Source organism: Rhodoferax sp. TS-BS-61-7, from assembly GCF_002943465.1.
Lineage (GTDB): Bacteria > Pseudomonadota > Gammaproteobacteria > Burkholderiales > Burkholderiaceae_C > Allorhodoferax.
Genome location: NZ_PTQY01000009.1, coordinates 86,965 through 109,192 on the forward strand (window position 1 = coordinate 86,965; position 22,228 = coordinate 109,192).

General features: G+C 64.2%; 16 protein-coding genes. 9 read left to right on the forward strand and 7 right to left on the reverse strand.

Features of this window, described 5'->3' with window-relative positions; all coding sequences use genetic code 11:
* Position 1: 1 nt before the first annotated feature.
* From C5F53_RS19015 to C5F53_RS19025, 3 genes are read right to left on the reverse strand one after another with little or no spacing between them, the layout of a single operon-like run.
* A complete protein-coding gene (locus tag C5F53_RS19015) occupies positions 2-1,237 on the reverse strand; it encodes a cyclopropane-fatty-acyl-phospholipid synthase family protein (protein WP_105262975.1) in 1,236 nt (411 codons plus the stop codon).
* A gap of 38 nt (positions 1,238-1,275) precedes the next feature.
* Complete coding sequence (locus C5F53_RS19020; protein ID WP_105262976.1) at positions 1,276-2,058, reverse strand: DUF1365 domain-containing protein; 783 nt, start codon at positions 2,056-2,058, stop codon at positions 1,276-1,278.
* A gap of 3 nt (positions 2,059-2,061) precedes the next feature.
* Positions 2,062-3,438 carry an NAD(P)/FAD-dependent oxidoreductase gene (locus tag C5F53_RS19025; protein ID WP_105262977.1) on the reverse strand — a complete coding sequence of 459 codons (1,377 nt, stop codon included), beginning with the start codon at positions 3,436-3,438 and terminating at the stop codon, positions 2,062-2,064.
* Positions 3,439-3,648: 210 nt separating this feature from the next.
* On the opposite strand from C5F53_RS19025, the gene C5F53_RS19030 reads away from it, so the two are divergent.
* Positions 3,649-4,515, forward strand: coding sequence for a ferritin (locus tag C5F53_RS19030; protein WP_105262978.1), 867 nt, complete (start codon positions 3,649-3,651; stop codon positions 4,513-4,515).
* Here C5F53_RS19030 and C5F53_RS19035 read toward each other — a convergent pair.
* Positions 4,498-5,727 (reverse strand): hypothetical protein, encoded by a 1,230-nt coding sequence (locus tag C5F53_RS19035; protein WP_105262979.1) that lies wholly within the window; start codon positions 5,725-5,727, stop codon positions 4,498-4,500. The two genes, C5F53_RS19030 and C5F53_RS19035, sit on opposite strands and share 18 nt — an antisense overlap.
* Positions 5,728-5,790: 63 nt before the next feature.
* Here C5F53_RS19035 and C5F53_RS19040 point away from each other — a divergent pair, with 63 nt between their 5' ends.
* Positions 5,791-6,285 carry an adenylyltransferase/cytidyltransferase family protein gene (locus tag C5F53_RS19040; RefSeq protein ID WP_105262980.1) on the forward strand — a complete coding sequence of 165 codons (495 nt, stop codon included), beginning with the start codon at positions 5,791-5,793 and terminating at the stop codon, positions 6,283-6,285.
* A gap of 94 nt (positions 6,286-6,379) precedes the next feature.
* On the opposite strand, the gene glnE is transcribed toward C5F53_RS19040, so the two are convergent.
* Complete coding sequence (gene glnE, locus C5F53_RS19045; protein ID WP_236635447.1) at positions 6,380-9,097, reverse strand: bifunctional [glutamate--ammonia ligase]-adenylyl-L-tyrosine phosphorylase/[glutamate--ammonia-ligase] adenylyltransferase; 2,718 nt, start codon at positions 9,095-9,097, stop codon at positions 6,380-6,382.
* Between the two features lie 159 nt (positions 9,098-9,256).
* On the opposite strand from glnE, the gene C5F53_RS19050 reads away from it, so the two are divergent.
* Positions 9,257-13,153 carry a YhdP family protein gene (locus C5F53_RS19050; protein WP_236635448.1) on the forward strand — a complete coding sequence of 1,299 codons (3,897 nt, stop codon included), beginning with the start codon at positions 9,257-9,259 and terminating at the stop codon, positions 13,151-13,153.
* A 25-nt stretch (positions 13,154-13,178) separates the two neighbouring features.
* Positions 13,179-13,997: a carbon-nitrogen hydrolase family protein gene (locus C5F53_RS19055; RefSeq protein ID WP_105262983.1), complete on the forward strand. Its 819-nt coding sequence runs from the start codon at positions 13,179-13,181 to the stop codon at positions 13,995-13,997.
* A gap of 66 nt (positions 13,998-14,063) precedes the next feature.
* On the opposite strand, the gene C5F53_RS20375 is transcribed toward C5F53_RS19055, so the two are convergent.
* Positions 14,064-14,204 (reverse strand): hypothetical protein, encoded by a 141-nt coding sequence (locus C5F53_RS20375; RefSeq protein ID WP_201740898.1) that lies wholly within the window; start codon positions 14,202-14,204, stop codon positions 14,064-14,066.
* On the opposite strand from C5F53_RS20375, the gene C5F53_RS19060 reads away from it, so the two are divergent.
* Positions 14,137-15,336 carry a murein transglycosylase A gene (locus C5F53_RS19060; protein ID WP_105262984.1) on the forward strand — a complete coding sequence of 400 codons (1,200 nt, stop codon included), beginning with the start codon at positions 14,137-14,139 and terminating at the stop codon, positions 15,334-15,336. The two genes, C5F53_RS20375 and C5F53_RS19060, sit on opposite strands and share 68 nt — an antisense overlap.
* Before the next feature lie 59 nt (positions 15,337-15,395).
* Entirely contained in the window at positions 15,396-16,346 is a 951-nt protein-coding gene (locus tag C5F53_RS19065; RefSeq protein WP_105262985.1) for a chemotaxis protein, read from the forward strand.
* 109 nt (positions 16,347-16,455) lie between these two features.
* On the opposite strand, the gene C5F53_RS19070 is transcribed toward C5F53_RS19065, so the two are convergent.
* A complete protein-coding gene (locus tag C5F53_RS19070) occupies positions 16,456-17,484 on the reverse strand; it encodes a LysR family transcriptional regulator (RefSeq protein WP_105262986.1) in 1,029 nt (342 codons plus the stop codon).
* Between the two features lie 188 nt (positions 17,485-17,672).
* Here C5F53_RS19070 and C5F53_RS19075 point away from each other — a divergent pair, with 188 nt between their 5' ends.
* The 3 genes from C5F53_RS19075 (at position 17,673) to rhaS (ending at position 22,216) form a co-directional block, all read left to right on the forward strand.
* Entirely contained in the window at positions 17,673-19,778 is a 2,106-nt protein-coding gene (locus C5F53_RS19075) for a bifunctional rhamnulose-1-phosphate aldolase/short-chain dehydrogenase (protein WP_105262987.1), read from the forward strand.
* A 24-nt stretch (positions 19,779-19,802) separates the two neighbouring features.
* Positions 19,803-21,092 (forward strand): L-rhamnose catabolism isomerase, encoded by a 1,290-nt coding sequence (gene rhaI, locus C5F53_RS19080; RefSeq protein WP_105262988.1) that lies wholly within the window; start codon positions 19,803-19,805, stop codon positions 21,090-21,092.
* A 131-nt stretch (positions 21,093-21,223) separates the two neighbouring features.
* A complete protein-coding gene (gene rhaS / locus C5F53_RS19085; protein ID WP_105262989.1) occupies positions 21,224-22,216 on the forward strand; it encodes a rhamnose ABC transporter substrate-binding protein in 993 nt (330 codons plus the stop codon).
* Positions 22,217-22,228 lie beyond the last annotated feature (12 nt).

Genomic DNA, 22,228 nt, shown 5'->3' on the forward strand with positions numbered 1-22,228 from the left:
TTCAGGCTGCGCGCTTTTGCAGCGTGTACTGCACCACGTCGATGTTGCGTTCATCGAAGGCGGCTTCGCAGTAGGCCAGGTAAAACTCCCAAATCAGCATGAAGCGTTGGTCGAAGCCAGCCGCCATCACACGGTCACGCTCGGCCAGGAAGGCGTCGCGCCAGCGGCGTAGGGTCTCGGCGTAGTCGGGGCCAAAGGCGTATTCGTCCACCACCTCCAGCCCTGCAGCGCGAGCCTGCGCGCGGAACTCGCGCGGGCAGGGCAGGCAGCCGCCAGGGAAGATGTACTGCTGGATGAAATCGGTGGACGTGATGTAGCGGTCAAACAGCGCATCGTCGATCACGATGCTTTGCACACACGCGCGGCCACCCGGCTTGAGCAACTTGGCCACGCTGGCAAAGTAGGTGGGCCAGTACTCGCGGCCCACGGCCTCCACCATTTCGATGGAGCAGATCGCATCGAACGGCTGGTCTGCAATGTCGCGGTAATCCTGCAGCCGCAAATCGGCTTTGTCTTGCATACCAAAGCGTTGCATACGCTCACGCGCAAAGGCCAGTTGTTCGGTGCTCAGCGTCACGCCGGTGATGGACGCGTTGAACTCGGTGGTTGCCATCTCGGCCAGGGCGCCCCAGCCGCAGCCAATCTCCAGCACGCGGTCCCCGGTCTGCACGCCGGCCATGGAGAGTGCGCGCCGCACCTTGGCCTTTTGCGCCTCGGCCATGGGTTGGTCGGTATTGCCCGCGAAGATCGCCGACGAGTAGTTCATGGTCTCGTCCAGCCACAGCCTATAGAAGGTATTGCCCAGGTCGTAGTGGGCATGGATGTTCTTCTGGCTGTTGGTCTTGGTGTTGCGGTTCAGCAGGTGTTTGATGCGGTAGAGCAGGCGCCCGGCCCAGGTGCCGTAGATCACGCCTTCCACTTCGGCGCGGTTTTTCACCAGCACACGCAGCAGTTCGGTCAGGTTGGGGGTGCTCCAGTCGCCGGCGATGAAGCTCTCGGCAAAACCGATGTCGCCCGACTTGAGTGCTGCGCTGCACACATTCCAGTTATGCAACTGCAGGCTGGCGTGCGGCAGTGCCTCGCCGCCAAAACGCTGCATGCTGCCGTCGGGCAGTTGCACGGTCAGGCTGCCATGGCGCAGGTGTTGCAGCAGCTTGAGCACGCTGCGCGCGGCGGCCGGGGTGCCGCGGGGCAGCGTGAACGAGGGTGCGGTGGAGGTGATGCTGTTGGGGTTCATGGGCGTCTCACACGGTCGTGAAAATTCGTGGAATGGGGTTAACGGGTGGTCAGGGTTGTGGGCGGCACGGGCTTGCGGAAGAACGGAACCCGTTTGAGCCACAGCTTCAGTGCCTGCCAGTGGATACGCGCCACCACACCCAGCGTCATGGCGGGGTAGGTCCACAGCGCGCAGCGCACGCTTTGCGCGGTCAGGGGCTCCAGCGTGCCGCTCACGCTGGTCTCGATGAGCGGGCCCTGGGCGTCGTCGTAGTCCACGCGTGCCACGGTGCGTTGCAGGTCCGGCGTCAACATGAAACGAAAGCGGTAGCCACCTTCTACCGGGCAAAACGGGGAGACGTGGAACACCTTGTTGGCGCGCAACTCAGCGCCGTAGCGGGGCTGGTCCAACAGGTAGCAGTGGCGCTCGCCAAAGGTGTTGTTCACCTCCACCACGATGGCGCGCAGGCTGCCGTCGGCACGGTGGCAGTACCAAAAGCTCACCGGTTTGAAGGTGAAGCCCAGCACACGGGGGTAACAGTGCAGCCAGACCTCGCCATCGGCATCCGCAATGCCTTCGGACTGCAGCAGCGCGTCCAGCCAGGCCAATGCGCCGCCCTGTTCGGGGCCACGGCCATCGCCATGGTCGCGGTCATAAAAACTCAGCGCGGCCCAGCGGTTGCGGGCCAGGGCACCGGGGCCCTGGGCCTGCAGGCTGCGCAGGGGCAGCATCAAAAAGTAGGTGCCGTAGGCAAACGCATGGTGGGCTGGCCGCAGCCGCGTGTGGCGCACCTGCCCAAAGCCCAGCAAGGCGGTGGATGGCGTGTGCGCAGCGTGGGCCATGGATCAGGCCTCCGCGGCCAAAAGGGCCTGCAGGCGTTTGGCCACGCCAAGGCCGGATTTCAGGCCGTCCTCATGGAAGCCATAACCCGTCCAGGCGCCACAAAAGTAGGTGTGGTGTTGGCCCTGCAGCGCACCCACCTCGCCTTGCGCACGGATCGCGCCCAGGTCGAACACCGGGTGGGTGTAGTCAAAGCTGCCATGCACATGTTCAGGCGCAATCTCGCGCACCGGGTTTAGCGACACCACCACGCTTTGCGCAAACGGCAGGGGCTGCAGCATGTTCAGCAGGTAGTGCAAGCAGACGCGGGCGGCATCCTGCGTGCCGTCGGCACTGCGCTCGTAGTTCCAGGCGGCCCAGGCGCGGCGGGTGCGGGGCAGCACCGTGGTGTCGGTGTGCAGCACGGCGCGGTTGGCCTGGTAACGAATGGCGCCCAGCGTGGCGCGCTCCTGCGTGGTGGCATCGGCCAGCAGCGCCAGCGACTGGTCCGAGTGGCTGGCCAGCACCACCTTGTCAAAGTGCTCGGTCTGGCCGTGGCTGGTGATCAGCACGCCCTCCGGCGTGCGCTTGATCTGCTGCACCGGGGTGTTCAGGCGCTTGTCTGCAATCTGCGCGACGATTTTGTCCACATAGTGTTTGGCACCACCGCTCACCGTCCACCACTGGGGGCGGTTGCTGACCTGGATCAGGCCGTGGTTGTGGCAGAAGCGGATCATGGTGGCCACAGGGAACTGCAGCATCTGGTCGGTTGGGCAGCTCCAGATGCAGCCCAGCATGGGCAGAAAATACCAGTCGCGGAACTCGGCGCTGAGCTGGTGCTGCGCCAGAAAGTCGGACAGCGGCTGTTGCAGCTCAGCTTCTGCATTGCGTTGCGCTATGTCGGTTGCCAGACGGTTAAAGCGCAGTACATCGCGCAACATGCGCAAGAAGCGCGGGTTGGCCAGGTTGCTGCGCTGGGCAAACACGGTGCTGAGCGTGGAGCCGCTCCATTCCAGTGGCCCGCCTGACTTGGCCCCGGGCACTTGGACCGAAAACGACATGTCCGACTTGGCCGTTTCCACGCCCAACTCGGCCAACAGGGCGATGAGGTGCGGATACGTCCGTTCGTTGAACACCAGAAAGCCGGTGTCTACGCCATGGGTGATGTCTGCCCCCACGCTCCGCCGCTGGGCGGGGCGCTGCCCCCCAAGAGGGAGCGTTTTCCCTTGGGGCGGCCCGGCGAGAAAACCGGCCCCTTGCATGCCGGGCAGCGTTACATCCACCGTGTGCGTGTGGCCACCAAAGTAGCTGCCGGCTTCGAACAGCGTGAGCTCGGCTTGGCCGCGCAGCGTGTGGGCGACGGCGAGGCCGGAGATGCCGGAACCAACGATGGCGATTTTCATGGCGAGTGGAGCAGCGTGGTGGTAGATAAAAGGATGATGTAGACTATAAAGTAATTATGCGACTAATTGGTAATTTTTTAATGCAACGGGTTTTTGATGGGTGTTGCACCCGTAAAAACCTTGCCTCCTGTATGGAGGCGTCACGGCTCTGTCAACGTGCTGACACACAGCCCGTCTAGAATTCCGCGAAATTGGAACTGAAAGGTCGCCATGCTTTACCCTGAACTCTTCAAACAGCTTGAATCGGTCCGCTGGGACATGGACAAAGACATTCCCTGGGCCGCTTTTGAGGGCGACAAACTGTCCGACGAGCAGGCCGCCACCATCAAGATGAATGCCATCACCGAGTGGGCGGCCTTGCCCGCCACCGAGATGTTCTTGCGTGACAACCGCGGCGACAGCGACTTTTCCGCCTTCATGTCGATCTGGTTTTTTGAAGAGCAGAAACATTCGCTGGTGCTGATGGAGTACTTGCGCCGCTTCCGTCCCGACATGGCGCCCACCGAGGAAGAGCTGCACGCCGTGCGCTTCGAGTTCGACCCGGCGCCCGTGCTGGAGACACTGATGTTGCACTTCTGCGGCGAGATTCGCCTGAACCACTGGTACCGCCGCGCCAGCGAGTGGCACACCGAACCCGTCATCAAAGCGATCTACACCAAGCTCAGCCAGGATGAAGCCCGCCATGGCGGCGCCTACCTGCGCTACATGAAGCGCGCCATCAGCAAGTTTGGTGTGGAAGCCAAGAGTGCATTTGCCAAGGTGGGCGTATTGATGGCCAGTGCGCGTCGCACGGCCCAAGCCTTGCACCCCACCAATCTGCATGTGAACAAGGCTCTGTTCCCTCTGGACACCATCCAGAGCCGCCTGCCCAACCCCGAGTGGTTGGAGCACTGGCTGGACAAACAAATCAACTTTGATGCCGTGTGGGAAACCAAGGTGGTCGAGCGCATCTTGCACAACATGAGCCTGCTCATGGAGCGCAGTTTTACCACCGTGCAGGAACTCAACAAGTTCCGCAAAGAGCTGGCGCGCGACCTGGGCGCCAACCTTGACCCGGCTTCACCACGGGCGGTCTGAGGCGGGGGCTGCGGTGAGCGGCAGCAGCCGCTCCAGGTTGATTTGGACCTTCACGTCGCGGTGGGCCACGCTGGCCACAATCCGGTATTCACGCACGCTGCTGTCGCGGATGGTGGGCTCCACTGTGGGCAGGCCGGCGCGGTTGATGAGCACCGCCACACGCGGTGTGGTGGTATTGGCGCCGCGTTTGATCACCACCGCCACTTCATTGGTGGCCAGGCGTACAAACGAACCCGGTTGGTAAATCCCCACGGCTTTGATCAGGGCCGCGCCGGCTTCGTCAATCGCTTTCTTCTCGTCAAAGTAGCAGGCCTGCATGGCCGCTGCCGGTGCAATCGGCGCGCGTGCGGCCCGGGGCGCCAGGCGCGCCGCAAACATGTCGGCCCGCTGGATCAGGCGGGCGATGCGCTGGGCCCGGTTGCGTTCGGCCAGCGGACCCGGGGCTTGGGTGTGATGGCCGCGCACGGCCTCCAGCCAGTCGTGCTCGCCAATGCCCATGCTGCGCAGCTGCTCGGCCGAGCGTTGGGCGTGGGTGCTGATGGCCGCGCGTTGGACGGCATTGGGCGCCTCCACCTGCAGAGCCAGCCGGTCTTGCAGCTCGGTCATGGCCACATTCATGGTCAGCGCCGTGCGCACCACCAGTGCCTGGTCGTCGGCGGACCAGTTCAGCACGTCTTTGGCCGCCAGGCCGCACATCACGCTCACCAGCATGGAATGGGTGGCGCTGTACATGTGGGTGTCGGTGGCGGACAGGTAGATCAGCGCGAACAGCGTGCCGTCCGGGTTGCGCAGGCTGTGGCGCTCCAGTTGGCGCAGCAGGCGCGTCAGGCGGTCAGCAAACGAGGTGGCGTGGGTGTCGCGCAACAAGGTGTTGGCGGTTTCCTGCAGGTCCAGCCAGTCCATGCGGTCATCCTGTTCGGCCTGGCGTTCGCTGGCCGAGTCGCCCGAGATCTTGGCACCGGCAATCTCACCCAGCGGCTTGTCTTCGCGCACCAGGTCGTAGAGTCGCTCCACATAGGCACGGTGGTGCGCCTCGGAGTCGGCCACGTCGATAAACAGGCCGCCGCCGCGCTGGGAAATTTCGTCGAGCTCGCGGCGCGAGACGACCACAAAGGACTTGCGGGCCAGCAGAACGCCGTCCTTGTCCACCAGCGGAAAAGGCAGGGGCTGGCCAAGGCGGATAGACTCGATATTGACGGGGACAAGGTGCATACAGGTCGGCGGATTATGCAATGCCGCCCAAGGGCGCCGCGCCGTGCTGCTAGCATTGCCCGCATGTCTTCTATCGACCCAACTCCGGCTTTTCTTCAAAAAATTGTGGACACCAGCACCCTGGCGGCTGGCCTGGCCACGCTGCCCCGGCCCTGGGTGTTCACCAACGGTGTGTTTGATGTGCTGCACCGGGGCCACGTGATGTATCTGGCGCAGGCCCGCGCGCTGGGCGGCAGCCTGATCGTGGCGCTGAACACCGATGCCTCGGTTAAACGCCTGGGCAAGGGTGACGACCGCCCGCTCAACGCCGAAGCCGACCGCGCCATCGTCATGGCCAGCCAGGAGGCGGTGAGCCTGGTGACCTGGTTTGGCGAAGACACACCGGTGGAGATCATTGCGCAGATCCGGCCCGACATCCTGGTCAAAGGTGGCGACTACGACATGGCCAAGCTGCCCGAGACCGCGCTGGTCGAGTCTTGGGGCGGTCGCGCGCTGGCGCTGCCTTTTGTGGCGGGTTACTCCACCACCAAGCTGGTGCAGCGTATCCGCGCCAGCTGACCCCCGCCATGGTGCGCCAGGGGGTACGCGTAGTTTGCTATTAAATCAATAGCTGTTTGCGCAGTGCCCATATGGGCTAGAGCCCTAAAAGTCTTTAAATTTCCGGGGTGCCAAAGACCGCGGTCCACAAGGCCAGCCCGGCTGCCCGCTCGGCGTTGACCGACTCGGCGTCCACCTGTGTGGGCTCTTCGTTGAGCCGCGCCCGGTGTTGCAGCAGGCGCAGCTGGCGGTAGGCCTGGGCGGCGTCCTCCCCCACGGGCGCGGGCAGCAGGCCGCAGGCCTGGGCGCGCTGCAGCAGCGCAATATTGCCCACATTGGGCAGCAGCTCCGCATGGTGCTGGCCATGTGCCAGCAGCAGGTACTGCACGGCAAATTCGATGTCCACCATGCCGCCCACGCTGTGTTTGACGTCAAACTGCCCATCCTTGTCGGCATGGGCGCTGCGCACCTTGGCACGCATGGCTTCAATTTCCAGCCGCAGCGCGTTGGCGTCGCGTGGGGTGCAGATCACGTTGTCGCGCACCGTGTCAAAACGCTGCTGCAGGCTGGCCGGGCCCAGCACGCAGCGCGCGCGTGTCATGGCCTGGTGTTCCCAGGTCCATGCGGTGTTGCTGCCGCGTTGTTCCTGGTAATTGGCATAGGCGGTGAAGCTGGTGACCAGCAGGCCCGAGTTGCCATTGGGCCGCAGCGCCGTGTCGATCTCGTACAGGTCGCTTTCGCCGGTTTTCACGGTCAGCCAGTTAATGAGTTTGCGTACCAGCGCGGCGTAGATCTCTCCGGCGCGTTCGTCCTCGTCGTCGTAGAGGAACACGATGTCCAAGTCGGAGCCATAACCCAGCTCTTTGCCACCCAGCTTGCCGTAGGCAATGATGGCGAACTGCGGCTCGTCGCGGTGGCGGGTTTTCAGGCGGTTCCAGCACCAGCGGGTGGTGGTGCGCAGCACGGCTTCGGCCAGCGCACTCAGGTCGTCGGCCACCTGCTCCACGGTCAACCGGCCTTCCACGTCGCGCGTCAGGATGCGAAACACCTCGGCATGGTGGGCGCGGCGCAGCAGGTTCAGCAGCGCCTCGTCGTCGTCTTCGGCACTGCCTTGCAGCGCGCGCAGGCGGCGCTCCAGGTCGTCTTCGAAGGCGACTGCGTCAAAACGTTCTTCCAGAATGGCGTTGCTGGCGAGTTCGTCGATGACGCCCGGGTGTTTAAGCAGGTAACGCGCCGGCCAGCGCGCGGTGCCCAGCATGCGCAGCAGGCGCTCGTGCACGTTGGGGCGCTCCAGCAGCATGGCCAGGTAACTCTCGCGGCGCAGCAGCGGCTCCATCCAGTCGGCCAGGCGCACACAGGCCTCTTCGTTGACGCGGCCTTCGCGCAGCCACAGGGCCGTGCGTTGCACAAGACGACCCAGGCGCGCCCGCGACTCGTCTTTCAGGGCCAACACGCGCGGGTGCTCGCGCCAGAGGGTGATGCGGTCCTTGAAACGGCCTTCCAGGTGTTCCAGCACCGTGTCCAGGTCGGACGCTACGGCGGTGCCCCCGCCCTTGGTGCAGCCGCGGCACTCGGTCTGGGTGCCTCCCAAGAGGGCATCAAACTCCTGCGCCACCAGCTCGCGGTGTTTGTCCAGCTCTTGCAGCAGGGCGGTGCTGTCGGGCAAATCGAGTGTCTGGGCAATCCAGTGCAGGTCGGCCTCGTCGGTGGGCAGCACATGGGTTTGCTGGTCGTCCAGGTACTGGATGCGGTGCTCCACCTGGCGCAAAAACACATAGGCCCGTGCCAGCGCATCGGCGGTGTCCTGGGGCATGAGCCCGGCGCGCACCAGGCGCTGCAGCGCGCTCACCGTGGGGCGGGTGCGCAGCTCGGGGTACTGGCCGCCGCGCACCACCTGCAGCAGCTGCACGGTGAATTCGATTTCGCGGATGCCGCCGCGCGAGAGCTTCACATCGTTGCTGCGCTCGGGCCGGCCTGCGCTGCGTTTGGCCGCGTGGTCGCGGATCTGGCGGTGCAGGCCACGCAACGAATCGAACACGTTGTAGTCCAGGTAGCGGCGAAACACAAACGGCACGACCACACTACGCAGCTGCTGCGCGCAGCCCGAGCCAATGGCCTGCGCCGGCGCCACCACCCGGCTCTTGAGCCAGGCAAAACGCTCCCACTCGCGCCCCTGCACGTGGAAGTATTCCTCCAGCGCGCCCAGCGATACGGCTGGCGGGCCCGAGTTGCCATTGGGGCGCAGCGCCAGGTCCACGCGGAACACCATGCCGTGTTCGGTGGTGTCGCCCACCAGCGCGTAGACGGCCTTGACCATCTTGGCAAAAAATTCCTGGTTGGAAATACGGCCACGGCCCTCGGCGTTGCCGGTCGTCTCGCCGTCCTGGTCGTAGACGTAAATCAGGTCAATATCACTGGACACATTGAGCTCGCGCGCCCCCAGCTTGCCCATGCCGATGATGCAAAGCTGGCACAACTCGCCCTGGGGCGTGCGCGGGCTGCCGTGTTGTTGCTCCAGGGCCGCGTAGCTGTGCTGGTAGGCCTGGTCCAGCGCCAGCTCGGCCAGTTCGGTCATCACACGGGTCACTTCGCCCAGCGAGGTGTGTTCGTCGCAGTCCAGGTGCAGCAGGCGCTCCATGGCCAGTTGCCGGGTGACGCGCAAGGCCGCGCCGGTGTCGAATCCTTGGGTCAGCAGGGCCTGCAGCAGTTCCTGCAATTGCGTGCGTTGCAGCGCGCTGGTCTGGCAAAGGTGCAACTGGTCGGCATAACGGCGGCGGATACGCTGGCCAAAGCGCGAACCCTCGGAGCGAGGTGGCTGCTCATTGCGGGTCATAATTCCTGACATAGTCCCGATAGCACGATGAATGATTTGACTCCCGCCCCCTCGCTCTGGCTCAAAGCGTCTGCTGTGACCGCAAAGTGGGCGCTTCGCTTGTTGTTAACGGCTTGGCTGGTTTTGGCTTTGGCATGGGCGGGACTGCATTTTTGGATTGTGCCCCGAATCGGCGAACTCCGCCCGTGGCTGGAGCAACGGGCCTCCGAGGCGCTGGGAACCACCGTGCAGATCGGTGGCATTGCCGCCATTTCCAATGGGCTGATCCCCTCCATCGAGCTGACCCAGGTGCGCCTGCTGGACCCCCAGGGCCGCGATGCGCTGGTGCTGCCTTCTGTTCAAGCCGCACTCTCCCCCCACTCGCTGCTGCGCATGGGGGTGGAGCAGCTCTACATTGCCAAGCCGGTGCTGGACATCCGCCGCACCGCCGATGGCCGTTTCTGGATTGCTGGCATGCCCCTGCCGGAGGGCGGCAGCGACGACAGCGCGGCACTCGACTGGTTGTTTGCCCAGTCCGAGCTGGCGATTGTGGGCGGCACGGTGCAGTGGACCGATGAGCTGCGCAGCGCACCCGTGCTGGCCCTGCAGGACGTCAACCTGGTGCTGCGCAACCGCCTGCTCTCACACGCCGTGCGCCTGGATGCCCAGGCCCCCGCCGCCTGGGGCGACCGCTTCACCCTGTCGGGCATCTTCCGCGAGCCGCTGTTGTCACGCCGTTCGGGCCACTGGCAAAGCTGGGATGGCCAGCTCTACGCCAGTTTTCCGCAGGTGGACCTGGCGCATTTGCGCCGTTATGTAGACCTGGGTGTGGACCTGGCGCAGGGACGGGGTGCCCTGCGCGCCTGGGTCGATGTGAAGAAGGGGCTGGCCACCGGGGCTACGGCCGATGTGCAGATGGCTGGTGTGCAACTCACCACGGGTGCGAACCTGCCGGCTCTGGCGCTGCGCACGGTGTCGGGCCGGGTGGGCGCGCAACGTCTGGACGGTGGGTCCGAAGTGTTCACCCAAGCCCTGCAATTTGAAACCGAGGACGGCCTGCGCTGGCCTGGTGGCAACGTGCTGCTGCGCCGCTGGGATGCCGAAGGCAGCACCCCGGCCCGCGGCGAAGTGGTGGCCGACCGGCTGGACCTGGCTGCCATGGGTGCGATTGCCCAGCGCCTGCCTTTGGGGGATGCGCTGCACGCCGGGCTGAAACAGTTGGGCGCGCGCGGACTGGTGGAGCAGTTGGACGGCAACTGGCGCGGGACCCTGGAACAGCCTGAAACTTACGCCCTCAAAGGGCGGGTCAGCCAGCTCACCATTCCCGCCCAGACCGGTGACGCGGCGCGCCCGGGCTTTCAGGGGTTGGACGTGGACTTTGACCTGAACCAGGTGGGCGGCAAGGTCCAGCTGGTGCTGGACAAAGGCGTGGTCGACGCCTACGGCATTCTGGAAGACGGGCCGGTATTCTTCGAGCAGTTGCGGGGCGATGTGGTCTGGCAGCGCCAGGGCGAGGCCCTCACGGTGACGGGCAGCAATGTACGTTTTGCCAATGCCGATACCCAGGGGGAGCTGTTGTTCAAGTGGCAGTCCGCCACCAACGGACCCGGTGTGTTGGACCTGCAAGGCAGCCTTGCACGCGCCGAAGGCACACGGGTGCACCGCTACCTGCCGCTGGAGCTGGACAAAGAGGTGCGCGACTACGTGCGTGGTGCGGTGCTGGCGGGCACCGCCACCGGGGTCAAGTTCAAGCTCAAGGGCGATCTGGCGCGGTTTCCGTTTGCAGATGCCAAGCAGGGCGACTTCCGTATTTCTGCCAACGTGCAAAACGCCACCCTGGCCTATGTGCCGCCCTACCTGCTGCCCAAAGACAGCCTGCCCTGGCCGGCCCTGCAGCAGCTCAACGGTGAACTCGTCATCGACCACGCCACCTTGCAGGCCAAGGTGGACCGCGGGGTCCTCGCGGGCACGGCCATCCAGCTGGGCAAGGCCGAGGGGCTGATGACCAATATTTACGAAGGTGCGCAGCTGCAAGTCACGGCCGAGGCCAAAGGCCCATTGGCAGATGTGCTGGGCGTGGTCAACCGCTCACCCCTGGGCGGGCTGTTGGACAACGTGTTGTCCACTGCCAGCGCCACGGGTCTGGCGGACTACAAACTCAAGCTGGCGTTCCCCATCGCTGATGTGGATCGCGCCACGGTGGCCGGCTCTATCGTGCTGTCGGGCAATGACTTGCAGATCACCGCCGACACGCCACGCCTGCAACGTGCCCGGGGCACGGTGGCCTTCACCGAATTGGGTTTCACCGTCACCGGCGGTAACGCGCGTGCGGTGGGCGGCGATATACGCATCGACGGTGGCCTGAACTTGCAGACCACCCCGCCCACCAACACGGCCCCGGCCGCGCGCGTGGCGGTGCCCGCCACCTTGCGCCTGCAGGGCACGGCCACGGCCGAGGGCCTGCGCCAGGCCAAAGAGCTGGGCCCGCTGGCCCGCCTGGCGGACGATATGCGCGGCTCGGCCGCCTACAGCGTAGCGCTGGGCCTGCGCGCGGGCACCCTGGAGTGGCAGCTCAACTCCAGCCTGGTGGGTATGGCGCTGGCCTTGCCCGCCCCGTTTGCCAAGCCGGCCGATCAGGCCCTGCCGTTGCGGCTGGACAGTACCGCGGTGCGCGCCGTGCCCGGTGCGGCGCCCGTGCGTGCGCAGGAGCAGCTGCGCCTGGAGCTGGGGCGATTGGCCTCGGCCGTGTATGTGCGGGATGTGTCGGGCGCCCACCCGCGTGTGCTGCGCGGTGCCATTGCGCTGGGCCTGGCCGATGACGAGTCGGCCCCGCTGCCCGACGAAGGGGTAGTGGCCAACGTCAACATGGCGGTGCTGGACGCCGATGCCTGGAGCGATGTGCTGGAGCGTGTGGCCGGTGAGAGCCAGCCCGCGGGCAGCCCGGCGGCCTCAGGGGCCTCCGCGGCCATGGGTTACCTGCCCACGGTATTGGCCGTGCGTACCAAGGAACTCACGGTGGCCGGGCGCAAGCTGCACAACATGGTGGTGGGCGGAGGGCGTGATGGCCTGGTCTGGCGCGCCAACCTCGACGCCACCGAACTCAGCGGTTACCTGGAGTACCGCCAGCCCACCGGCAGCAACGCCGGGCGCCTGTATGCCCGCTTGGCCCGCCTGGCGGTGGGGCAAAGCACGGCGCAAGACGTGGAGAGCCTGCTCGACGACCAACCCACCACGATTCCGGCGCTAGACATCGAGGTCGAAGACTTTGAGCTGCGTGGCAAAAAACTGGGCCGGGTGGACCTGGAGGCGGTGAACCTGGGCGCCGCCGGTGCCCGCGAGTGGCGCCTGAACCGCTTCAACATCCAGACCCCCGAGGCCACACTCACCGCCAGCGGCAACTGGGCCAACCTGGGCGGCCCAACGGCCGGCCGCAGCCTCAAGGAGCGCCGCCGCACGGTGCTCAACTTCAAGCTCGACATCAACAACTCTGGCGAACTGCTCACGCGGTTTGGCATGGCCGGTGTGGTGCGCAATGGCAAGGGCAAGGTGGAGGGCCAGGTGGCCTGGCTGGGCTCGCCCATCACGGTTGACTACGCCAGCATGGGTGGCAATTTCAACGTGAATGTGGAGAACGGCCAGTTCCTCAAGGCCGACCCTGGCATTGCCAAGCTGCTGGGGGTGCTGAGCCTGCAGTCATTGCCGCGCCGCCTGACGCTGGATTTCCGCGACGTGTTCAGTGAGGGCTTTGCGTTTGACTATTTCCGTGGCGACATTGCCATCGAGCAGGGCGTGGCGCGCACCACCAACCTGCAAATGAAGGGTGTGAACGCCGCGGTGCTGATGGAAGGCCAGGCCGACATTGCCAAGGAAACGCAAAAACTGCGCGTGGTGGTGGTGCCGGAAATCAACGCCGGCAGCGCCTCGCTGATTGCGGCAGCCATCAACCCGGTGGTGGGTCTGAGCACCTTTTTGGCCCAGCTGATTCTGCGTGGGCCGCTGGTCAATGCAGCCACCCAGGAATTCACCATCGACGGCACCTGGTTGGACCCCAAGGTCACCCAGGTCGAGCGCCGTTAACCCCCTTTTTCAAGGAGCCATTGCCATGCGTGTTGCCGCCCTCCAGATGGTGTCTACCGACCAGCTGTCGGACAACCTCCAACAAGCCCAGACGCTGCTGGAGCAAGCCGCCCAGGCCGGTGCTGAGCTGGCCGTGCTGCCGGAGTACTTTTGCCTGATTGGCCAGCGCGACTCGGACAAGCTGGCCATCCAGGAGCCTTTTGGCAGCGGGCCCATGCAGGACTTTCTAGCCGCCACGGCGCGCCGCCTGGGCCTGTGGATCGTGGCCGGCACCCTGCCGCTCACCGCCGGGCAAAAAGACCGCGTGTTCAACAGCTCGCTGGCCTACAACCCGCAGGGGGAGTGTGTGGCGCGTTACGACAAGATTCACCTGTTCCGTTTCGACAATGGGACCGAGAGTTACGACGAGTCGCGTGTGTTGGAGCGCGGCAGCACGCCCACTGTGTTTGCGCTGCCCTCGCGTGACGGCCACACCTGGCGCGTGGGCATGAGCATCTGCTACGACATGCGCTTTCCCGAGCTGTACCGGGCTTATGCGGAGCAAGGCGTGGACCTGATTCTGGCGCCCAGTGCCTTCACCCACGTCACGGGCCAGGCGCACTGGGAGGTGCTGTTGCGTGCTCGTGCCATTGAGAACCTGTCCTTTGTGGCCGCGGCAGCCCAAGGTGGGGTGCACCCCAGTGGGCGGCGTACCTGGGGCCAGTCCCTGCTGATTGACCCCTGGGGTCACGTGCTGGCCCAGCAGGCGCAGGGTGCGGGTGTGGTGCTGGCCGACTGCGATGCGGCGCGCCTGCTGCAGTGCCGCAGCCAGCTGCCTTCGTTGCAGCACCGGGTGCTCGTGTAATTGCTATGAAAACAGGAGCTGCTTGCGCTTATTCCACCTGGGCTAGAGCCCTAAATGGCTTAAAAATCAGTCCTCTTTCGGAGGCGTCTGGGTCTCTGCGTCCGGTGGCGGCAATTCGCCGCGCGTGCGCCCTGCAAACATGGTCCACCAAATGATGGCAACAAATATCAGTCCGGCCCCTAGGGCTTCCAGCAGCAGCAGTGTCATGGGGCGTTATCGGTCGGTCGTGGCAATGCTGCTGATTGTAGGAACGCTGGTAGGCTGTGGCAGCGTGCCGGTCTACGCCCCTGTGGCGACTAACCCGGCCCCAGCACCGGCGCGGCCCGCCGCGGCACCTGTGGAAGGGGCCCTGACGCAGACCCGTGGCACCTGGGTGCCGGTGCCCTGGTCCGAACTGCCCGGCTGGGGCAGCGACAACCTGTTTGAAGCCTGGAACGCCTGGCTCAAAAGCTGCGAAAAAGCCGCCGCACCATGGGCCGCACTGTGCCCCGAGGTGCGCCGCCTCAGCATCGGCAGTGCACAAGAGCAGCTGGCATGGATGCAGTCGCGCCTGCAGGCCTACCGCATCGAGTCGGCGGCTGGCGAGACCACCGGCTTGTTGACCAGTTATTTCGAGCCGGTTATGGAAGCTAGTCGTCAGCCCAACGGGCGATTTAACGTACCTCTCTATCAAGTTCCTGCCAATTTGGCGCAGCGCAAGCCTTGGTTTACACGCCAAGAGATTGAAACTTTGCCAGAGGCCCAAGCCGCGCTCAAGGGTCGTGTGATTGCCTATATGGCAGACCCTGTGGATGCGACTATGCTGCAAATTCAGGGCACCGGCAGGGTAAAAATTACCGAAAACAATGGGTCAACGGTTTTTGTCCGTTTGGCGTTTGCTGGCTCCAATGAGCATCCGTATAAACCCATCGGTCGCTGGCTTCTGGATCAAGGGTTGACCAAAGACGCTTCGTGGCCTGGCATCAAAACTTGGTTATCCCAAAATCCCCAACGGCGGCAGGAGTTGCTGTGGGTGAATCCACGTTATATTTTTTTCAAGGAAGAAACCCTGTCCGAGCTGGAGTCGGCGTTTGGGCCGCGCGGTGCCCAAGGCGTGGCCCTGACGCCGGGCCGCTCGATTGCGGTGGACCCCGGCAGCGTTCCGTATGGCACGCCGGTCTGGCTGGTGTCGCCCGGGCCGCAAACCAGCCTGCAAAAACTGGTGCTGGCGCAGGACACAGGCAGCGCCATTACCGGTGCCGTGCGGGCGGATTACTTTGCCGGCTGGGGCGCCGAAGCGGGTGATCTGGCCGGCCGTTTGCGCCAACCGCTGCAGATGTGGGCGATTTGGCCGAAATAGGTCGTATAGCGTTACCATGGCAACACAGCAACCTTGAAGCCTTCAAAAGGACGGACCCCATGAGCAAAGAGATGCGCGAGATTGACGAGCGGACCAACCTGGCCGCCAACAGCATGTTTGAGCTGCTGCTGTTTCGTTTGGGCGAGGCTGCCAACAACGACCGGCGCGAGCTGTTCGGCATCAACGTCTTCAAGGTGCGCGAGATTCTGGTGATGCCCGAGATCACCGCCATGGTGAACTCGCCGCCCGAGGTGATGGGGGTGGCCAATATCCGCGGCCAGATGATCACTGTGATCAACCTGCCCATGGTGGTGGGCTGCAAACCCACCAAGGGCCTAGGCATCTTGCTGGTGACCGAGTTTGCGCGTACCACGCAAGCCTTTGCGGTGGAAGAGGTGAACGAGATCGTGCGCTTGGAATGGAAACATGTGTTGTCGGCCGAGAACTCGGGCGGCGGGCTGGTGACCAGCATTGCACGCCTGGACGGCGCAGCCGAAAACACCCGCCTGGCCCAGGTGTTGGACGTGGAGCAAATTCTGCGCGATGTGATGCCGCAAGAAGTGAAGACCGAGGAGTCCAAGGGCATCCCCAAGCTGCGCCTGGACCCGGGCCAGGTCATCTTGGCGGCCGACGATTCAGCCGTGGCCCGCATGATGATCGAGAAGGGGCTCAAGACCATGGATGTGCCCTACATCATGACTAAGACCGGCAAGGAAGCCTGGGAGCGCCTGCAGTCTATCCACGCGGCGGCAGCGGCAGAAGGCAAGTCCGTCAAGGACAAGGTGGCCCTGGTGCTGACCGACCTGGAAATGCCCGAGATGGATGGCTTCACGCTCACGCGCAATATCAAGCAGGACGGCCGCTTTAGCCAGATCCCCGTCATCATCCACTCGTCGCTGACCGGCGCCACCAACGAGAGCCATGTGAAGAGTGTGGGCGCCGATGCCTACATCGCCAAGTTTGTGGAAGAAGAGCTGGCCGCAACGATCCGCGACGTGCTACACCGTTAGCGCTGTGCGGGGGCCGGTTTCGCCGCCGGGCCGCCCCAAGGCGAAATGCGCCCCCTTGGGGGGCAGCGACCCGCGTAGCGGCGGAGCGTGGGGGCCTTATGGGCCCCTTTTACATTTTGCATTGCACCAGCCGCGAGCCGTGCTCCAGCACGAATTCGCGGAAGGCGCCGTTCACACCGCTGAGCGCCGAGTCGCGCCGGTGCAGCAGGCACCAGTCCAGCATCTTGGGCATGTCGTCCATGTGCAGCACGGCCAGCTTGCCCGCCTCGATCTCCACCTGGAAGGTGTGGGCCGACAGAAAGCTGATGCCCATGCCCGCCATCACGGCCTGTTTGATGGTCTCGTTGCCCGACAGCTCCATGGTCACCCGCACCGGCAGCGACTGGGCCTGCAGCAGGTGGTCAAAAAACTGTCGCGTGGCCGAGCCGGGCTCGCGGAAGATGAAGGGCTCGTCGCGCAGCGCATCCCAGTGGATGCGGCGCTTTTTGGCCAAAGGATGGTTGGCGGCGGCCACCACGCAGTGCGGGTTTTGCGCAAAGGTCTCGGCCTCTACGTCGGCCTCGGACGGCGGGTAGCCTGCGATGGCGACATCGAGCTGGTGGTCCTGCAGCATGGCCAGAATGGTTTCGCGCCGGTCCACCGTGAGCTTGAATTTCACACCCGGCCAGTGCTCGGCAAACGCCATCAGCAGCGCGGGCGCGAAATAGTGCGCCGACGACACCACGCCCAGGTGCAGCAGGCCACCATGGCCGCCCTCAGTGTCGTGGAAGGCGCCTATGGCTTCCTCGGCCATGGTCACCTGGTTCAGGATGCGCCGGGCCTGGCGCAGCATTTCTTCGCCGGCCTGGCTCAGGCTTACTTTTTTGCCGGCTTTTACCAGCAGTTGCAGGCCTAGCTCGGCTTCCAGCTGCTGCACCTGCATGGATACGGCGGGTTGGGTCACGCTCATTTGCTCGGCCGCGCGTGAGTAACTCAGCTGCGTGGCCACGGCCTCGAACAGGCGCAGCTGGCGCAGCGTCAGGTTTTTGAGCCGGTGGTCGCGTTTGCCGCCCTGTGCCTCTGGCGCAGGGGCTGGGGAAGTGCGGGATTTCCCTAGGGATTTGCGTGCAGGTGTGGCGGCGGCGGCGCGGGGTTTCATCGGTGTTTTCCCTAGGGATTCAGCGGGTGGCAGCACTGCGCCCCCGGGGCGGCTGGGGGTGGACGCAGGGCCTGCGCCGCATTCTAGTCATCTATCAGGTTTTCTGATGAATTTCATAAAAAAGTCTGCGTTGTGCCTATAGCTCAGCCTGTCTACAGTCACACCAATTCTTCGTAACTGCACTGCACATGACCACTCGCTCCCAACCCGTCCCGTTCCCCGTCTGGAACCAGGACCACGCCGCCAAGCTGGACCAGCCCAACCTGCTGCTGTACCGCTCCAACCTGCTCGGCTCCGACCTGCGCATCACCAACTACGGCGGTGGCAACACCTCCGCCAAGATCACCCAGAAGGACCCACTGACCGGCAAGGACGTGTCGGTGCTGTGGGTCAAGGGCTCGGGCGGCGATGTGGGCTCCATGAAGCTCGACGGCTTCTCCACGCTCTACATGGACAAGCTCAACGCGCTGCAAGGCATTTACCGCGGTTCCGACTTTGAAGACGAGATGGTGGGCTACCTGCCGCACTGCACCTTCAACCTGAACCCGCGCGCCGCCAGCATCGACACACCGCTGCACGCCTACCTGCCGTTTGCGCATGTGGACCATATGCACCCCGATTCGGTCATCGCTATTGCGGCCATGGCCCACAGCGAAGCCATCACCCAAGAAGCCTTTGGCGGCACCATTGGCTGGCTGCCCTGGCGCCGTCCCGGTTACGAGCTGGGCCTGCAACTGCAACGCTATGTGGCAGCGCACCCCGGCCTCAAGGGCCTGGTGCTGGGCGGCCACGGCCTGTTCACCTGGGGCGATGATTCGCGCACTTGCTACGAGAACACTGTGGCCGTGATCGAGCAGGCGCAAATCTGGCTGGCCGCGCAGGCCCAGGCCCGCAAGGCCGTGCCCTTTGGAGGCGCCAAGGTCAACGCGCTGGATGTGGCTGCACAAGACGAAGTGCTGGCCCGCGTGCTGCCCGTGCTGCGTGGCCAGGCCTCGCAAAGCGGCCACAAGCTCTTGCATGTGGACCGCCAGGCCGTGGTCATGGAGTTTGTGAACAGCCAGCAGCTCGAAGCGCTGGCGGCTTTGGGCACCTCCTGCCCCGACCACTTCTTGCGCACCAAGATCAAACCTTTGATCCTCGACGAGTCGGTCTACACCCTGGGCGGTGCCGAGCTGTCCAAGGCCATTGCCACCAAGCTGGCTGACTACCGCGCTGACTACACCGCCTACTACGAGCGCTGCAAGCGCGCCAACAGCCCGGCGCTGCGCGACCCGAACCCCGTCATCATCCTGCTGCCCCGCATCGGCATGGTGGCCATCGCCAAGGACAAAGCCACGGCCCGCATCGCTGGCGAGTTTTATGTGAACGCCATCAACGTGATGCGTGACGCCAACGCCATCGACACCTACGTGGGCCTGCCCGAACAGGAAGCGTTTGACATCGAATACTGGCTGCTCGAAGAAGCTAAGCTGCAGCGCATGCCCAAGGCCAAACCCCTGGTGGGCAAGGTGGCCCTGGTCACCGGCGGCGCCGGTGGCATTGGCCGCGCGATTGTGGAGCGCCAGTTGCAAGAGGGTGTGTGCGCCGTGTTGCTGGACATTGATGCCGAAGCGCTCAACAGCACTGTGGCTGAACTCTCCAAGAAGTTTGGCAAGGACGTGGTGCGCGGCGTGGTCTGCGATGTGACCAGCGAAGAGTCGGTCATCGCCGCCTATGCCCAGGCTGCCATCGAATACGGTGGCGTGGACATCCTGGTGTCCAACGCCGGCATCGCCTCCGCCGCACCGCTGGAAGACACCACGCTGGCGCTGTGGAACCGCAACCAGAGCATTCTGGCCACCGGTTACTTCCTGGTCGGCCGCGAAGCCTTCCGCCTCATGAAGGCGCAGGCCGTGGGCGGCTCCATGGTCTTCATTGCCAGCAAAAACGGCATGGTGGCCAGCAACCAGGCGGTGGCCTACTGCGCGGCTAAGGCGGCAGAAATCCAACTCTCACGCAGCTTTGCGCTCGAAGGCGCACCGCTGGGCATCCGCTGCAACGTGGTGAACCCCGATGCCGTCATCCGAGGCAGCAAAATCTGGACTGGTACCTGGAGCCAGGAGCGCGCCGCGGCCAACAAGGTGAGCGAGGAAGAACTCGAAGCCTTCTACCGCGACCGCTCCATGCTCAAGCGCAGCGTCTTCCCCGAAGACATTGCCGAGGCCACTTACTTTTTGGCCAGCGAACTCGCAGCCAAATCCACCGGCAACATCCTCAACGTGGACGCCGGCAACCTCGCTGCCTTCCCACGCTAAGACCCCACGTATTCGAGACACACCATGACACAACAGATCAACACCGGACTGATCGCCGACCACAACGCCCAGGCCGCAGCCCGCGTGAACCTGGACTATGAAACCCTGGGCGAGCAACTGGCCCGCCGCGGCGTGGACATTGCCGTCCTCAAGGCCGAGGTGGCGAAGTTCGCCGTGGCCGTGCCCAGCTGGGGCGTGGGCACGGGCGGCACCCGCTTCGCGCGTTTCCCCGGCCTGGGCGAGCCGCGCCATGTGTTCGACAAGATCCAGGACTGCGGCGTGATCCAGCAGCTGGTGCGCTGCACGCCCACCGTGTCGCCCCACTTTCCCTGGGACAAGGTGAGCGACTACAAGGAACTGCGCCAACACGCCGAAGCGAACGGTGTGGGTTTTGACGCGGTCAACTCCAACACCTTCTCGGACCAGAAAGACCAGCCGCTGTCCTACAAATTCGGCAGCCTGACCCATGCCGACGCGGGCGTGCGCGCCCAGGCCGTGGCGCACAACCTGGAGTGCATTGAGATTGGCAAGCAACTGGGCAGCAAGGCGCTGACCGTGTGGATTGGCGACGGCGCCAACTTCCCCGGCCAAAGCCACTTCCGCCGCCAGTTCGAGCGCTACCTGGACAGCAACCGCCAGATCTATGACGCGCTGCCCGCCGACTGGCGCATGTTCCTCGAACACAAGATGTTCGAACCCGCGTTTTACGCCACGGTGATTCAGGATTGGGGCTCCAGCTTGTTGGCCGCCCAAACCTTGGGCCCCAAGGCACGCTGCCTGGTGGACCTGGGCCACCACGCGCCCAACACCAACATCGAGATGATCGTGGCGCGCCTGGTGCACGCACAGAAGTTGGCTGGCTTCCACTTCAACGACAGCAAGTACGGCGACGACGACCTGGACAGCGGCAGCATCAACCCCTTCCAGCTGTTCCTGGTGTTCAACGAACTGGTGGACGCGGCGCAAACCGGTGCGGCCGAGTTCGACCCGGCCTACATGCTGGACCAGTCGCACAACGTGACCGACCCCATCGAGAGCCTGATGACCAGCGCTGTGACCGTGCAGCGTTGTTATGCCCAGGCCCTGCTGGTGGACCGCAAGGCACTGACCGCCTACCAAGACAGCAACGATGTGCTGATGGCCGCCCAGACGCTGAAGCAGGCCTTCCACACCGACGTGACGCCCCTGCTGCAAAAAATTCGCATGGATGCGGGCGGCGCTGCCGACCCGGTCCAAGCCTACCGCGCCAGTGGTTACCGCAAGCAGATGGCGGCGATTCGCCCTGCCAGCGGCCCCAGTAGCGGCATTGTTTGAGCGTGGTTGCCATTGGCAGTTGCGCACTCCCCATCGACCCCGGTGCATCGTGTCCCTTTGTGGCCGGTGCAAGCGGTATCGAGACCGGCCTTCGGGTCAATTTTTTCTACTAACAATTCCAGGAGACACGCATGAAGAAACAACTCAAAACCCTGCTGACCATTGCCTTGAGCGCGGCCCTGGTCAGCCCCGCGTTTGCGGCCGACAAAATCGCCCTGGTGGTGAAGAGCTTGGGCAACGGCTTTTTTGACGCCGCCAACCAAGGTGCACAAGAAGCCGCCAAGGAACTCAAGAACGTCGAGATCATTTACACCGGCCCCGCCAAAGCAACCGCCGAAGGCCAGATCGAAATCGTGAACTCGCTGATCGCACAAAAGGTCTCCGCCATCGTGATCTCCGCCAATGACCCCGACGCCCTGGCCCCCGTGCTCAAGCGCGCCATGGACCGCGGCATCAAGGTCATCTCGTTTGACTCCGGCGTGCGCAAAGACGGCCGCCTGATGCACCTGAACCCCTCCAGCAACCCGCTCATCGGTGAGAAGCTGGTGAAGATGACGGCTGACGCTATCGGCGCCACCGGTGAAGTGGCTGTGTTGTCCGCGACTGCACAAGCTACCAACCAGAACATCTGGATCGAAGAAGCCAAGAAGGTGCTGGCCCAGCCCGCCTACAAGGGCCTGAAGTTGGTCAGCGTGGTCTATGGTGACGACCAGACCGACAAGAGCTACCGCGAAGCCCAGGGCTTGTTCAAGAGCTACCCCAACCTGAAGGCCATCATTGCCCCCACCACCGTGGGTGTGGCCGCAGCGGCCAAGGCTGTGCAGGACGAAAAGAAGGTTGGCGCGATTTTTGTGACCGGTTTGGGTCTGCCTTCGGAGATGGCTGGCCACGTGAAGAGCGGCGCCGTCAAGTCCTTCGCGATCTGGAACCCTATCGACCTGGGCTACTCTTCCATCATGGCTGCCAGCCAGTTCATCTCGGGCAAGGTCACTGGCAAGGCGGGTGACAAGGTGTCGCTGGGCCGCGTTGGCACCGTGACATTGGACGCCAATGGCGAAGCCGCCATGGCTGAGCCTTTCACGTACGATGCCTCCAACGTCGAGAAGTTCGCGAAGTTCTTCTGATGGTGTGGTGTG

What these genes read in the sequence shown, in the direction of transcription:
- rhaS (WP_105262989.1), top strand. Translation starts at nt 21,224, where the DNA reads ATGAAGAAACAACTCAAAACCCTGCTGACCATTGCCTTGAGCGCGGCC.
- C5F53_RS19070 (WP_105262986.1), bottom strand. Translation starts at nt 17,484, where the DNA reads ATGAAACCCCGCGCCGCCGCCGCCACACCTGCACGCAAATCCCTAGGG.
- rhaI (WP_105262988.1), top strand. Translation starts at nt 19,803, where the DNA reads ATGACACAACAGATCAACACCGGACTGATCGCCGACCACAACGCCCAG.
- C5F53_RS19075 (WP_105262987.1), top strand. Translation starts at nt 17,673, where the DNA reads ATGACCACTCGCTCCCAACCCGTCCCGTTCCCCGTCTGGAACCAGGAC.
- C5F53_RS19025 (WP_105262977.1), bottom strand. Translation starts at nt 3,438, where the DNA reads ATGAAAATCGCCATCGTTGGTTCCGGCATCTCCGGCCTCGCCGTCGCC.
- C5F53_RS19040 (WP_105262980.1), top strand. Translation starts at nt 5,791, where the DNA reads ATGTCTTCTATCGACCCAACTCCGGCTTTTCTTCAAAAAATTGTGGAC.
- C5F53_RS19055 (WP_105262983.1), top strand. Translation starts at nt 13,179, where the DNA reads ATGCGTGTTGCCGCCCTCCAGATGGTGTCTACCGACCAGCTGTCGGAC.
- C5F53_RS19015 (WP_105262975.1), bottom strand. Translation starts at nt 1,237, where the DNA reads ATGAACCCCAACAGCATCACCTCCACCGCACCCTCGTTCACGCTGCCC.
- C5F53_RS19035 (WP_105262979.1), bottom strand. Translation starts at nt 5,727, where the DNA reads ATGCACCTTGTCCCCGTCAATATCGAGTCTATCCGCCTTGGCCAGCCC.
- C5F53_RS19020 (WP_105262976.1), bottom strand. Translation starts at nt 2,058, where the DNA reads ATGGCCCACGCTGCGCACACGCCATCCACCGCCTTGCTGGGCTTTGGG.
- C5F53_RS20375 (WP_201740898.1), bottom strand. Translation starts at nt 14,204, where the DNA reads ATGACACTGCTGCTGCTGGAAGCCCTAGGGGCCGGACTGATATTTGTT.
- C5F53_RS19030 (WP_105262978.1), top strand. Translation starts at nt 3,649, where the DNA reads ATGCTTTACCCTGAACTCTTCAAACAGCTTGAATCGGTCCGCTGGGAC.
- C5F53_RS19065 (WP_105262985.1), top strand. Translation starts at nt 15,396, where the DNA reads ATGAGCAAAGAGATGCGCGAGATTGACGAGCGGACCAACCTGGCCGCC.
- glnE (WP_236635447.1), bottom strand. Translation starts at nt 9,097, where the DNA reads ATGACCCGCAATGAGCAGCCACCTCGCTCCGAGGGTTCGCGCTTTGGC.
- C5F53_RS19060 (WP_105262984.1), top strand. Translation starts at nt 14,137, where the DNA reads ATGGTCCACCAAATGATGGCAACAAATATCAGTCCGGCCCCTAGGGCT.